Annotated in this window: 12 protein-coding genes; 7 read left to right on the forward strand and 5 right to left on the reverse strand. The window is 50.9% G+C overall.

From position 1 onward, the window contains the following. Positions 1-5: 5 nt before the first annotated feature. Positions 6-959 (reverse strand): DHH family phosphoesterase, encoded by a 954-nt coding sequence (locus QZJ86_RS15620; protein ID WP_301671395.1) that lies wholly within the window; start codon positions 957-959, stop codon positions 6-8. Positions 960-975: 16 nt separating this feature from the next. Further along, positions 976-1,587 (reverse strand): adenylyl-sulfate kinase, encoded by a 612-nt coding sequence (gene cysC, locus QZJ86_RS15625; RefSeq protein ID WP_301671396.1) that lies wholly within the window; start codon positions 1,585-1,587, stop codon positions 976-978. A 179-nt stretch (positions 1,588-1,766) separates the two neighbouring features. Between cysC and dusB the strand changes: the two genes are divergently transcribed. The 4 genes from dusB (at position 1,767) to purD (ending at position 5,985) form a co-directional block, all read left to right on the forward strand. Next, on the forward strand, positions 1,767-2,744 hold the full coding sequence (gene dusB, locus QZJ86_RS15630) for a tRNA dihydrouridine synthase DusB (protein ID WP_301671397.1): 978 nt from the start codon (positions 1,767-1,769) through the stop codon (positions 2,742-2,744). Continuing rightward, positions 2,745-3,008: a helix-turn-helix domain-containing protein gene (locus QZJ86_RS15635; RefSeq protein WP_301671398.1), complete on the forward strand. Its 264-nt coding sequence runs from the start codon at positions 2,745-2,747 to the stop codon at positions 3,006-3,008. Positions 3,009-3,044: 36 nt separating this feature from the next. Next, positions 3,045-4,607, forward strand: a complete 1,563-nt coding sequence (gene purH, locus QZJ86_RS15640; protein ID WP_301671399.1) for a bifunctional phosphoribosylaminoimidazolecarboxamide formyltransferase/IMP cyclohydrolase — start codon at positions 3,045-3,047, stop codon at positions 4,605-4,607. Between the two features lie 103 nt (positions 4,608-4,710). After that, a complete protein-coding gene (purD, locus tag QZJ86_RS15645) occupies positions 4,711-5,985 on the forward strand; it encodes a phosphoribosylamine--glycine ligase (RefSeq protein WP_301671400.1) in 1,275 nt (424 codons plus the stop codon). Positions 5,986-6,078: 93 nt separating this feature from the next. Here purD and QZJ86_RS15650 read toward each other — a convergent pair whose 3' ends face one another. Next, positions 6,079-6,486: a septal ring lytic transglycosylase RlpA family protein gene (locus tag QZJ86_RS15650; protein ID WP_301671402.1), complete on the reverse strand. Its 408-nt coding sequence runs from the start codon at positions 6,484-6,486 to the stop codon at positions 6,079-6,081. Between the two features lie 178 nt (positions 6,487-6,664). Continuing rightward, complete coding sequence (locus QZJ86_RS15655) at positions 6,665-7,078, reverse strand: SirB2 family protein (RefSeq protein WP_320415826.1); 414 nt, start codon at positions 7,076-7,078, stop codon at positions 6,665-6,667. A gap of 503 nt (positions 7,079-7,581) precedes the next feature. On the opposite strand from QZJ86_RS15655, the gene QZJ86_RS15660 reads away from it, so the two are divergent. From QZJ86_RS15660 to QZJ86_RS15670, 3 genes are all read left to right on the forward strand, one after another. Continuing rightward, positions 7,582-7,779, forward strand: a complete 198-nt coding sequence (locus tag QZJ86_RS15660) for a hypothetical protein (RefSeq protein WP_301671403.1) — start codon at positions 7,582-7,584, stop codon at positions 7,777-7,779. A 152-nt stretch (positions 7,780-7,931) separates the two neighbouring features. Then, positions 7,932-10,208: a Tex family protein gene (locus QZJ86_RS15665; RefSeq protein WP_301671404.1), complete on the forward strand. Its 2,277-nt coding sequence runs from the start codon at positions 7,932-7,934 to the stop codon at positions 10,206-10,208. Positions 10,209-10,313: 105 nt separating this feature from the next. Further along, positions 10,314-10,694, forward strand: coding sequence for an exosortase system-associated protein, TIGR04073 family (locus tag QZJ86_RS15670; RefSeq protein ID WP_301671405.1), 381 nt, complete (start codon positions 10,314-10,316; stop codon positions 10,692-10,694). A 51-nt stretch (positions 10,695-10,745) separates the two neighbouring features. Here the strand turns inward: QZJ86_RS15670 and QZJ86_RS15675 are convergent, their stop codons facing one another. Next, positions 10,746-14,189, reverse strand: coding sequence for an SbcC/MukB-like Walker B domain-containing protein (locus tag QZJ86_RS15675; RefSeq protein WP_301671406.1), 3,444 nt, complete (start codon positions 14,187-14,189; stop codon positions 10,746-10,748). Positions 14,190-14,440: the final 251 nt, after the last annotated feature.

Genomic DNA, 14,440 nt, shown 5'->3' on the forward strand with positions numbered 1-14,440 from the left:
TTAAGTCATTGATATCGGGATTGAAAAATTTCTATAAATTTAGTTAATTGATCATATTCAAGGTGATTAATCCCGGCCGCCGCTTTACGGCCGCCACCAGAAAATAGAACACACAATTCATCGGCGCCGGTTTTATTATTCAAAGGCGCCCTAACGCTAACCTGATAACCGCCTTTTTGGTTACTGCTAAGGATGGCATGTGCTTTGTCCGGATGTCGATTAGCTAATTCATTTCCCCACACACCATTTACTCGCCGAGCCCACTTTTCGTCGGGCAATATATATACTGCAATGCTGTCCGTCTGATGTGTAGCACTGACCTGTCTGGCTAAATCCATATCCTCGGCATATCCACTGAGTAGTTGCTGGTAAACATCGGCCTTGTCCGTCATGAAATCAATTGGTGAGGTATAACCTCCTAAATGCCTATATAGAACGTCAGGAGCAAAATATAGATCAGCAACACAACTACCGTATGCGTTGTAATTGATACAAACCCCAAGCTGCTTTAACTGAAGCAATTCCTGCGCCGATAAATTCAGAGCCTTGGCGGCTTGATAAGCGGCATCATCCAAATTATCCCCAAAAGCCCCCGTCACGGCCCACGCCGTAAAGCGTCGGCCCAAATAAGCGTCCATCAACAAGCTGGTGCAAACATTCGCACCGGTATCGATCCGCGCGGTTAAGCCGGGATGATTGGGAATTTCGCCGGAAAAATGATGATCGATGTAAAAAATCCTGACGCCCTTTTCAAGCAACACTCGTAACGCATCACGATTTTTGTCCAATGACACATCTAATACCGTCAATTGGTCATCCGGCTGCGCCGACACCCGGCTCAACAACCCGATGTCGCGTTTAACGCCGGTAACCAAAACGGAATCGACCGGATACGCCAACCGCCACTGCAACAATGAGCAGATCCCGTCTGCATCGCCGTTAAAAACATCGATATTCATGCCGTATACCTACTGGTTAAGACATTCTGATGACACCGCGCCGTTCGAGCAGGCTCATCACCTGATCAACACAGGTAGCCAAATCGTTCGCATCCGTATCGATTTTTAGGTCCGGATTTTCCGGTGCTTCATACGGCGACGAAATGCCGGTAAATAATTTAATTTCACCTTGCCTGGCCTTCTTGTAAAGTCCTTTCACGTCGCGTTGCTCACAGATGTCCAAATCGCAGCAGCAATAAATCTCGATAAAATCGCCATGAGGTACTAAGTTACGCGCTTGCTGCCTCTCGGCGCGAAATGGCGAAATGAACGCGGTCAATGCGATTGTGCCGGACTCCAACATTAACTTGGCTACCTCGGCGATTCTACGGATGTTTTCCTGCCGGTCTTGATGACTAAAACCCAAGTCGCCGCACAAGCCGTGACGGACGTTATCGCCATCCAACACGAAAGTCCGGCAATTCAAGCGATGTAAACGCTCTTCAACCGCGTGCGCTAATGTCGATTTGCCAGCACCAGACAGTCCGGTAAACCATAAAATAGCCGATTTGTGCCCGTTTAACGCCTCGCGTCTGCTGCGAGTAACTGTGGCGTGATGCCACACCGTATTTGTGCTTTGTTTGTCCATAACGTTTGCCATGCCTAATCAATTTGGCAAGCCTACTTGATTAGGCCAATATTAAGCAATCCTGAACGATCATGTGTAGCTGACAAACAAAAATAAGCACTTTTCAAATTCCATCCGCCATCGTTAACTGACGCATTTTCGGGTATCATTAGCCGCCTTTTTGACTCGCCCTGCTTTTCATGCAAATCGGCCCATATCAACTTCCCAACAATCTGCTACTCGCGCCGATGGCCGGGATTACCGACAAACCGTTTCGACAATTGTGCAGCCAATTCGGCGCAGGATTGACCGTCTCGGAGATGGTGATTTCCAACAGCAGCCTGCAACAACATCCGAGAACGCTGAAAAAAACCGATTACAGTGGCGAAAAGGGTGTACGTTCGGTACAAATTCTGGGCACCGATCCTCGGCAAATGGCCGACGCCGCGCGACTCAATCAAGATCGCGGCGCCCGGATTATCGACATTAATATGGGTTGTCCGGCTAAAAAAGTCTGCGCGGTCGCGGCCGGCTCGGCATTGCTCAGAGACGAATCCTTGGTGAGCGGTATTCTGGAGGCCGTGGTCGAAGCAGTCGATATCCCGGTCACACTGAAAATCCGTACGGGCTGGGATTTGGCGAATCGCAACGCTGTCAGAATCGCCAAGATAGCCGAAAGCAGCGGGATTCAGGCTTTAACCATTCATGGCCGCAGCCGAGCTTGTAAGTTCGAAGGTCACGCAGAATACGACACCATTAAACTAGCCAAGCAAGCGGTCAACATTCCCATCATTGCCAACGGCGATATCGACAGCGCGGCCAAGGCTCGGCAAGTCTTGAATTACACCGGCGCGGACGCGGTGATGATAGGCCGAGCGACGCAAGGCAGACCCTGGATTTTCAGAGAGATTAACGCCCAACTGCATGGCAAATCCTATTTGCCGCTTTCCTTGACCGAAATCAAAACGGTTGTTAACCAGCATCTGGAAAATTTATACAGTTTTTACGGCAACGACAGTGGTGTTAGAATCGCCCGAAAGCACATCGGCTGGTACTTCGATCATCTTGGCACGTTGCCTACCGCACAGAAGGCGGCAATAAACCAGGCCCAGCAAGCGGTGCAACAACTCGCGCTAGTCAACGCCTCTTTCAACCTGATTACACCACGAGCCGCCTAGATGGGAACACATCACACCGATAACGACACCGGCAGCGATCAGACGCTATCGGACCATGTACGTGATTGCGTCGAAGATTACTTCGCCCACTTAAACGGCCACGATTCCAGCGGCTTGTATCATTTGGTATTGGCCGAAGTCGAAAAACCGTTACTGGAAACCACGCTGAAACACTGCGATTACAATCAGAGCAAAGCGGCAATTATCCTCGGCCTTAGCCGCAGCACGCTGCGTAAAAAGCTCGAGCACTACAGTATCGGCTGATTTCGCCCCTATTCTTTTCCCCTTCTTGAGGTTTGCATGAACAAAAAAGTGACCCGCGCCCTGGTCAGCGTTTCCGATAAGACCGGCATACTGGAATTTTGCCGCAGCTTGAACAGTTTAGGAATAGAACTATTATCCACCGGCGGCACCGCCAAACTGCTAGCCGAACACCATATCGCCGTCACCGAAGTCTCGGACTACACCGGCTTTCCGGAAATGATGGACGGCCGGGTGAAGACCTTGCATCCCAAGGTACACGGCGGCATCCTCGGCCGGCGCGGCATCGACGATGCGGTAATGGCGGCAAGCGGCATCAAGGCCATCGATATGGTGGTGGTCAACCTCTACCCCTTCGAGCAGACCGTCGCCAAACCGGATTGCGATCTGGAAACCGCAATCGAAAACATCGACATAGGCGGTCCCAGCATGATTCGCGGCGCGGCCAAGAACCACAATGACGTTGCCATCGTGGTTGATCCGGCCGACTATTCCGGCATCTTGGCCGAACTGCAGGCCAACGCCACGGCTTTAAGCTATAAAACTCGCTTCAAACTGGCGTTGAAAAGCTTCGAGCACACCGCCCGCTACGACACCATGATCGCCGCCTATCTAAGCAAGGTCGTCGATGCCGGCAATTTCCCGGAAACCTTGAATCTGCAATTCCACCGCCTGCAAAGCATGCGCTACGGTGAAAATCCGCATCAAAATGCGGCATTTTACGGCGAGAAAAATCCGCCAGCCGGCAGCATCGCCAGTGCCCAGCAATTACAAGGCAAGGAATTGTCATACAACAACATCGCCGACGCCGATGCGGCATTGGAATGCGTCAAATCCTTCGACGAACAACCGGCCTGTGTAATCGTCAAGCACGCCAACCCCTGCGGCGTCGCGATTGCTGACAATATCTTCGACGCTTACAACCTGGCGTACGCCACCGATCCGACTTCAGCCTTCGGCGGCATCATCGCCTTCAACCGCGAGCTGGACGAAAAAACCGCGACCGAAATTGCCGAGCGTCAATTTGTTGAGGTCATCATCGCTCCGGTCGTTTCGGAAGGTGCTAAAGACGCACTGGCGAAAAAGAAAAATGTCCGCGTCTTGGAAACAGGATTTTGGGCAAGCAGCAACACGACTGCGCTGGATTTCAAACGCGTCGGCGGCGGCTTGTTGGTACAGGACAGAGATACCGGCAGCATTACCGCTGCTGTTCTGAAAGTGGTGAGTAAACGTGCACCGACCGAGCAGGAACTGGCGGATCTGCTGTTTGTCTGGAAAGTCGCGAAATTTGTCAAATCCAACGCCATCGTTTACGGCAAAAACGGTCAGACTATTGGTGTCGGTGCCGGTCAGATGAGCCGGGTGTATTCCGCGAAAATCGCCGGCATCAAGGCTGCCGACGAAGGTTTGCAAGTGCCTGGCTCGGTGATGGCGTCGGATGCCTTCTTCCCGTTCCGCGACGGCATCGATGCCGCCGCAGCGGCGGGCATCACCGCAGTGATACACCCCGGCGGCTCAATGCGCGATCAGGAAGTCATCGACGCTGCTGACGAGCATAATATTGCGATGGTGTTGACCGGGATGCGGCATTTTAGGCATTGAAAAACACGCCCATTAATTCACGGCATCAATACACGGGGTCGAATCCCGAAAAGTCAGAAACTGATTCGACCCTAAAATTTTTCTAATTATTCTGCACAGTCCCATGAAAATTTTAATCGTCGGTAGCGGCGGCCGTGAACACGCCCTGGCCTGGAAAGCCAAACAATCATCAAAGGTCAAAAACGTATTCGTCGCTCCCGGTAATGCCGGTACGGCTTTAGAGCCAGGCATCGACAATGTCGATATTCAGGCGGACGACATTGCCGGCTTGCTGAATTTCGCTCAAGCCCGAGACATAGACTTGACCATCGTCGGCCCGGAAGTACCCTTGGTAAAAGGCATTGTTGATCAATTCAGCGCCGCCGGCTTGGCTTGTTTCGGACCAAGCGCGCAAGCCGCGCAACTGGAAGGCTCGAAGTCGTTCTGCAAGGATTTCATGGCCCGCCACGGTATTCCCACCGCCGAGTATCAAACCTTTACCGACGTTAACCAGGCCATTACTTACATCCAACGCAAAGGCGCGCCGATCGTGGTTAAAGCCGACGGCCTGGCGGCCGGCAAAGGCGTAATCGTCGCCCAATCCGAACAACAGGCGATAGAGGCGGTGCAAGACATGCTGTCCGGCAATAGTTTCGGCGAAGCCGGCCACCGGGTGGTGATCGAAGAGTTTTTGGAAGGCGAAGAAGCCAGCTTCATCGTCATCGCCGACGGCCAGCATGCGCTGGCGATGGCTACTTCGCAGGACCATAAGGCCCGCGACGACGGCGACCAAGGGCCTAATACCGGTGGCATGGGCGCATATTCGCCCGCGCCGGTCGTTACGCCGGAAATTCATCAACGCGTGATGGACGAAGTCATCAATCCCACGCTGCAAGGCATGCGTGAAGATGGCAACGATTACACGGGTTTTCTGTACGCAGGCTTGATGATAGGCAAAAACGGCAACATCAAGGTGCTGGAATACAACTGCCGCTTCGGCGACCCGGAGACCCAACCGATCATGATGCGCTTGAAAAGCGACCTGATTGACCTCTGCCAAGCCGCTTTAAATAAGACCCTGGATCAAATCGTGACAGAATGGGACGAGCGCGCGGCATTGGGCGTGGTATTGGCGGCCGGCGGTTATCCGGACGATTACGCCAAGGGACATCTGATCAGCGGCTTGCCAACCGATAGTGCTGATGATTGCAAAGTCTTTCATGCCGGCACCCAACAAATTAACGGTGCCATTGTCACCGCGGGCGGAAGAGTCCTGTGTGCCTGTGCATTGGGTGATAGCATTGCGCAAGCGCAACAAAAAGCCTACAAATTATGCGGCCAAATCGACTGGCAGGATGTTTATTATCGCAAGGATATTGGCTTTAAAGCGATCAGCTAGCATAGCCACTTATCGGCAAACATTCTGATGTAGAAAGTGGCTTGAAGCCCATACCCCGAGCTGCTTCGCGGCGGGGTATGGGAGACATTAAGCTTAGGCAGCCTCGCCCAAACGCAACACTTCAATTTTGACTCTGGCTAACCCCGCTTGCACAAAATCCAACTCCTTAGCCGCCCGCTTGGATAAATCAAGCAAACGCTTATTGGACTGAGGCGCTCGGCAGTTAACCCGAACTTCGACACTGCGGTTGTTGCTTAGGTTAACTACCTTCAGCACCGTCCCAAACGGTAAACTCTTATGGGCCGCAGTTAATGCATTTTTATCGTAAACCTCACCGTTCGCTGTCCGCTGACCATGCAATTTGTCGCTGTAATAAGACGCGACACCGCTTTGTTCAATGGAAAACAAACCATGTCTTTCTGTTTTCGCTAAACCTACAGAGCTAAAAGACGCTAGACTCATTGACAGCCCAATTGTGGCCGTCCATTTCGCTTTTCGCATCCTACCCTCCTTACGTTGAGTATTGACAGGAGGTTCAGAGACTAACCGATTAAAAATAGCCTGACAAGCTTTTTTCGTTAGTTTACGATTTTTATGGCTTGTCAAGAATTATTTATTTTACATAACAAAGCGCTTGAAAACGTTGATAATTCTGGACTCAAGGGCCAATCGGCGCACCTCAAAAGAAGAAAAAAGCCTGTTTGGCAACGGCAACCTTGGCAATATAAAACAAGCAAAACAATGCACCGGCAAAGGCCAACCATCGCTTTTGACCCTGCTGACGTATCGCCACCACACCCAAACCGATGTAAACCGGCAGAATCAGTAATTTGGCAATAATCCAACCATAATCCCCTGCTAGCCAGTTACCTTGAAAAACCAAAACAAAACCGGTCAACAACACCAGACTCGCAAGCACATGGGGCGTTATCTTCAACCATTTTTGCGCCAACAACTCAGGCTTGAATTCGGCGAGCAGTACTCGACCAATGAAAGCGACCACTAAGATCGCTACAAAAAGAAGATGGATGTGTTTCAGCATAAATGCAGGCCTCTTTAAAAATTTTATTAACTGCGGATAACGAAGCCTCATCCTATCACGCCAAGTTACGCCTGGTTAAACCGGCTGATCACTGTCTAACGGCTGCGCTTCTTTGGTTGAACCTGAATTGTATACATCCTCTCCGGGTTTGACATGCTTTCCCGATACCCAAAACACCACAATTGTGGCAACACTTTCGGGCAATCGGCTTTGGCTTACCCGCTATTTTGAAATCAGAGCCACGGCGGCTTGATGCCCCCTTCGTCAGGAAGTTCGCCCGAGATACATTACCTGTCTTCGCTACCCGCTCCAATCAAAAGGGGCTCGATACCGCAGGACCAAACTCCGAACATGGTATCGCCCTCCTGAAAACTCTCGTCTCGTCAGTCGCGCGAGCAACAAAAAAACTTAACTAAAAAATATTGTTTTGACACAAAACAAATTTAAGTGTAAAAAATGCCCCGTCGACTAACAATAATACTAACTTCGACATACAACTCGAGTTGCCCCTATTTAGGGCTAATTATTACAACAACAAGATGAGGATTATAAAAATGGCTGAACAAGAAAAAGACAATACCTTTACTGTAGTTGCTGTCGTTACTGCAATTGCGATTGCCGGCGTCGTTATGCTGAAAAAAGACGAAACCAAACATCTTCAATACGGCGGAGAAACTTCTGCCCAAGCTGAAGCGCAAGTTCTGGCAAAACACAAAGATTTTAACAATGACGTGTTAAGCCAAGCAAAATAATTTTGCTTTGCAACTTAGGCGTCAGCCGTTGTTTCGGCTGACGCCTTTTTTATGCCTGCCAGATTCTCCTCCCGCCCAACAAACAGATAACTTTTTCGACATCTTGCCCTACTGTAGAATGACCGGTTTTACCAATTCTACATTTCATACAGATGGACGTTATCCAACGCATTGCCGAAGAACTTTCCGTTAAGCCTCAACAAGTCGCCGCCGCCGCTGGCCTGCTGGATGAAGGCGCCACCGTACCGTTTATCGCTCGTTATCGGAAAGAAGTGACCGGCGGCCTAGATGACACGCAATTGCGTCATCTTGAAGAAAGACTGATTTATCTGCGCGAGCTTAACGATAGACGTGCATCGATTCTCGATACAATTCGCTCGCAAGGAAAGCTCACAGCGGAACTGGAACAAGCGATAGTCGAAGCCGACACCAAAACCCTGCTGGAAGATTTATATCTGCCTTACAAACCCAAACGCCGCACCAAAGCTCAAATTGCCCGCGAAGCCGGTCTGGAGCCTTTGGCCGACGCCATACTCGATAATCGCGATGTGATTCCCGAACAAGCCGCCGCTGCTTATATCGACGCCGATAAAGGCGTAGCGGATGTCGGCGCCGCTCTGGACGGCGCTCGGCAAATCATCATGGAACGCATCTCCGAAGACGCTGAACTATTAACTGAATTGCGGGAACGCATCTGGAATAAGGGGATCTTGCACTCCAGTCTGGTCGCCAGCAAGGAAGCGGAAGCAGCCAAATTCAAGGATTATTTCGATTACAGCGAGGCCATCAACAAAATCCCATCTCATCGGGCGCTAGCCTTGTTCCGTGGCCGTAACGAAGACTTGTTGTCCCTGACGCTCAAACCGGCGGAACTGGATCAGGAAGAACATCAGCTCTGCACGCAATTCGTCTGCCAACGTCTGCAAATTCAGAACACCGCTAAACCTGCCGAGGCCTGGCTAGCGGAAACCGCCCGCTTCGCGTGGAAAATCAAACTATTCACTCGTATCGACATGGACCTGAAACTACGGCTGCGTGAAGCCGCCGAACTAGAAGCCATTCGAGTATTCGCCAGTAATTTACGCGATCTGTTGCTAGCCGCGCCGGCGGGCCCGAAAGCGACAATGGGCCTCGATCCAGGCATCCGCACCGGCGTCAAGGTGGCCATAGTCGATGCTACCGGCAAATTGCTGGCAACCGAGACGATATACCCACATCAACCGAAAAACCAATGGGATCAATCGATTGCTACGCTTGCGCGTTTGATCGCCCAATACGGCGTGCAACTAGTCAGCATCGGTAACGGTACTGCTTCGCGGGAAACCGACCAACTGGTTACCGATCTAATGAAACGGCATAAGGAATTGCATTTTCAAAAAATCACGGTTTCCGAGGCGGGCGCTTCGGTCTATTCGGCATCCGAATTGGCGGCCAAGGAGTTTCCGGATTTGGATGTATCCTTACGCGGCGCAGTCTCCATCGCTCGCCGCCTGCAAGACCCTCTGGCGGAACTGGTCAAGATCGATCCCAAATCGATAGGCGTCGGCCAATACCAGCACGACGTCAATCAAGTGCAACTGGCGCGGATGCTGGATACCGTGGTGGAAGACTGCGTGAATGCCGTCGGCGTCGACGTCAACACCGCCTCGGTGGCACTGCTGAAACAGGTTTCCGGCCTCAGTAGCAGTATTAGCGAAAACATTGTCGCTTTTCGAGATACCAATGGCCCCTTCGCCAATCGCAACCAATTGAAAAAAGTACCTCGCCTCGGCGACAAGGCCTTCGAACAGGCCGCTGGTTTCTTACGCATCATGAACGGCGACAACCCTCTTGACGCCTCGGCGGTGCACCCTGAAGCCTATCCGGTCGTGAATGCGATCCTTGACGATACCGGCAAATCGATCCGCGACCTGATCGGTCAAAGCCAATTTCTGCGTAGCCTGAGTCCCGCCAATTACACCAATGCAGCATTCGGTTTGCCAACCGTCAGCGACATCTTGCAAGAGCTGGAAAAACCGGGCCGCGACCCGCGCCCGGAGTTTAAAAGCGTGCAATTTAAGGAAGGCGTCGAAAAAATCACCGACCTGGAACCCGGCATGAAATTGGAGGGCGTCGTCACCAACGTCGCCAATTTTGGCGCTTTCGTCGACATCGGCGTACATCAAGATGGCTTGGTGCATATCTCGCATTTGGCCGACGAATTCGTCAAAGATCCTCGCGACGTAGTCAAGGCCGGCGATATGGTCAAGGTCCGGGTATTGGAAGTCGATGTAGCGCGTCAGCGTATTTCGCTGAGCATGAAGAAAGACATAGACAGCAGCGACATCGTTCGTAGCGAGAAACCGCAAAAGGCCGCGCATAAACCAAAACCGCAACCGGCGTTGCAGAACAGCATGAGCAATGCTTTCGCCAAGGCTTTGAAAAAGTAAAGAATCTAGGCTCTGCTATACTTTTGGCCGAAACCTTGGCCGATTCAGCATCATACTAATCGGTCAAGCTGTACCAACATCCGCTCTCAAATTACAGGATATGTCATGAAACGAAATTCCCGCACTCTGGCCGCTCTGTTAATGGCTGCATCTCTCAGCGCAAGCTTACCGATCCAAGCCGATGAACCCGAAAGTTATGGTCAAACCTTCGGTCGAAAAGTCGTCAACGGTTTAGCCAATATCACCACATCGTCGCTGGAAATCCCGAAAAGCATTATTCTCGTCAACAATCGGAGCAATGTCATTTACGGCTTTATTGGCGGCACATTCAAGGGCTTACTGAATATGGGCGGCAGAATCGGCGTGGGTGTACTGGACTTAGTATCGGCACCGATTCCGACCCAGCCCATCGTCTATCCTGTATATGTTTGGGACAATTTCGACGTAGAAACCACTTATGGCCAAGCCTTCCGCACCAGCCACTAACGTTAACCCAACGCCAGCATCGGCTTCAGGCCGATGCTGGCGCGCCCGTCATCAAGCAACCATCTTCATTTCGCTCAAGCCGTTGGCTTTTTTCACGAGCTCAATTTGAGTTTTAATACGCTTTTTCACCCCGTCGACGTGGGAAATAATGCCTACCGTTTTACCTTGGGTTTTTAAGCTTTCTAACGCGCTCATCGCCAGATAGAGCGCTTCGGCGTCCAGATTACCAAAACCTTCGTCCAGGAACAGCGAATCGATGGCCTTGCCGTTATTGGCAATCTCGGCCAACGCCAGGGCCAGGGCTAAACTGACCACAAAACTCTCGCCGCCGGATAAGGTTTTCGGCAAACGCCGCAGATTTTTCTGCTTGGTATCCTCAATCTCCAAAGCCAATCCGTGTTCGCTAACCGCGCTACGCACATAGTAACGACCACTCAATTTTTCCAAGATTTGGTTGGCTTGCGACAACAGCTTATCCACCAGCAATTGTTGAATACGGCGTCGGAATCCACCCTGCTCATCGCTGATAAGCTTCATTTCCGCCTCGGCCTGATTATGTAAGGCCAATTGCTCAGCCAATTGCGCTTGCAAGGTTTGATATTTGTCGCGATAGCCTTGCTGTTTATCAAGCTTGGTCTCCAATGTGCGAACCTCATGTTCGGCAATATCGAGTTTCTGGGCCAGCTGACGCTCCATCGCCAGCAGATCGGCCTCATTCAGATTACTCGGCATACCGGCCAATTCCTGTTGCAACTCGGCATCCACTTTGCTCAATTCCTGATGGATTGCCGTCAATTGACTGTTTTGCTGCTCAGCGATTTGCTCGATTTCTATCTGCCTATCGATTAAGGCTAAGGCTTCTTTCAGACTATCGACATCGTTAAAACCGCTGCCTGTAATTTTGCTTGCCAGCACGCGCTGCATCGCTTCCAATTCGATTTGCTGCGTGGAAAATTGCCGCTCGAGGTCGGCAATCAGCTTTTGTTTTTCCAGCACCGCCAAATGCAATCCCAGCCATTCCTCGCTTTGCAAGTCGCTCAAATTGTCAGTCATTTGTTGCTGATAAGCGATAATTTTAGCCTGGCTGGCTTGCAATCTTTCCTGCAAACTGGCGATTTCTTCCTGCAAGCCTTTCTGACGCAATTCTCTGATCTGATAATCCTGGCGCCGACTATTCAGCCGATCAAATAATGCGTTTTCCTTGCCCTTCCCTGGCAATTTCTCACCCAGCAAACCTAATTGCTTTTCCAACTTTTCAACCAAGGCCTTTTCTTCCGCCTTGCCGTTGTTAAAGTGCTGTTCCACCTCGATAAATTCCGGCGGCCGGTTATTCCAAGCGGCATCAAGTTGCTCGATGGAGGACGTTAATTTTTCTAACAATGTTTGTTTGGTTTCGATTTCCGCATGCCACTTGGCCACATTGCGCTGCAATTGCGCATGCTCATTGACCAAATTTTTGATTTTCTCCAATTCCTGGCTTTCGTCCGCCAGCAAGCGTTTTTGCAAAGACAGATTATCTATGTCCAATTCCGCGCTAACCGCATTCAACCTATTGCTCAACACTTGCCACTGCGAACGCATCTGCTGCAAGCGCTGTTCGCGGGCAGACAATTGCGTACCGCGTTTTTGAGCCACCGCCAACTGAATGGATATGCCATCGATAGCCGTTTTCAAAGCCTGCATCTTGCCGCGCTGATCAACCAAGGCCTTTTTCGAATTGGCCAGCGCGGGCGGCTTGGTAACGTAAGGATGCTGCAAGGAGCCGCATAAAAAACAAGGCTTACCATCGACCAGTTTGCCGCGCTCTCCACTAAATCTTTTGATCAAGGCCTCGTTGGCAACCGCTTGTTCCAAGGCCTTACCGATATTCTCTTCCCGACTCATTTCCTCTTGCAATGCATCGAGCCGAGCTTGCAAACGGTCTACGTCGGGCAAAGCCGGTTCTTTGTTACGCGAGAACCAACTAAAAAAACCTTTCTGGGTAAATTTGGCATTGACGCTGGCCAAGGAATACAACTCTTGGAAATCATTGACCCGGCCTTGCTGTTCAATCAGCAAATCCTTCAATTCATCGAAGCTTTTACCTTGCGCCAACTCCAGCATGGTTTTTTGCGCCGCCTCGATGCGCTCCTTCAAGTCCGCGATGGCGGTTTTGGCGTCACTCAAGGCTGATTGGTTTTTTTTCAGCGCAGTGGAGGTATTCTTCGACCAATTGGCTTGAGTTTTTTGTTTACCACCCAATGCCGCCAACTCGGTTCTGAGATTGCGCAACCGCGCCACGTCGGGAAAATCTTGCGCCAACCCGGCATCGGCCTGATGCTGTTGCAACCAGCTTTCCACTTCGGTCAGCGATGCCTTTTTTTCATCGAGTTGCTGTTGGACGACTTGCACCGCTTCAGTTTCACGCGGCAATTCCAGTTTGAGCTCGCTGACTTTCAATTTAAGCGCATCGATCGCCTGCTTTTGTTCTTCAATGGATTTGCCAACCAAACCAGGCGCATTATCACCAGCTGCCGAACCTAGCTGCTCTTGCAACATGGCAAGTTCCCGGCGATAAGCGGCCAAACTTTCCTGACTTTGCGCTATCTGCACCTGCTTGCCGTCGAGCAAAACCACTTCCTCGCGGAACTGAGCAGCCTGCCGAATACCAGCAATCCGCTGCAGATCCTGTTGCAAGCGATCAATTTGAGCCTCGATTTGTTGAGACTGATCAGCCAGCTTCTGCCGCCGGCCTTCGATCGCATTGATACTTTTAAAACCTAACAATTGCTGCCGCAACTGATTTTGCTGGTCTTTCAGTTCGGCAACCTGCTCATTGAAATCTTGCAAATCGTGTTCGCTGGCCTGCAAAGTCTCCTGACTCAATAGCGGTATCAGCTCGATATCCTGCTGCAATTGCGCCAAACGGTTACGGGTTTGCTGATAGTTGGCATCGGCCTGATTTCGATAGTCGGTATAAATAGCAGTGCCGCTAATTTTTTCCAGAATATCCATGCGCTCGCTGTCTAGCGCATTCAAAAACGCCGCGAAATCGCCTTGCGGCAACACCATGGATTTGCTGAATTTGTGGAAGTCCATACCCGTCAATTCGGCAATTCGAGTCCGCACGGTATTGGGCGTCCGAGCCAGCAACTCCTGCTCGTCATTTAGACGAATTAGGGCCATTTCCGGTTGCAATGGCTGGTCTTGATTGGCATCGGCAAGCCGCTTGACCTGCCAACTGGAACGAAATGTCTCGCCGCCGAGCGCAAATTCAACCTGCGCGAAGCTATCGTTGGTCTGTTTGGTGATAACGTGTTCTGCCGGCTTATCGAAACGAAAAGTTTCACCGTACAAACCGAGGGTGATCACATCAAGAATACTAGTCTTGCCGGAACCATTGGGTCCCGTGATAGCAAACACGCCGCTATCGGCGATCGGCCCGTGATCGAAATCGATCCGGCCTTCACCTTCCAGTGAATTGATATTTTTGAAGCTAATATTAAGAATGCGCATAAGCTATTGTTTTAATTGGACGTGATCAACGAGCGCATGTTTTTTGGTACACGCCTTGGTACACAAATTCTGAATACTTACATGGTACACGATGGGACGGCTAGAGAAAACAGAACAAACACCAGTTACAGCGCTAACTCGCTACTATCAAATCCGGGCAAACCATTTAGCAACGCTTCCCCAACCCTTGACCGACCGCGCCGGGACGTAGGGACATTTGGAACTCAGCGCGTTTAAACAGGTCTCCGTTT

Origin of the sequence: Methylomonas montana (assembly GCF_030490285.1) — a bacterium.
Taxonomy (GTDB): Bacteria; Pseudomonadota; Gammaproteobacteria; order Methylococcales; family Methylomonadaceae; genus Methylomonas; species Methylomonas montana.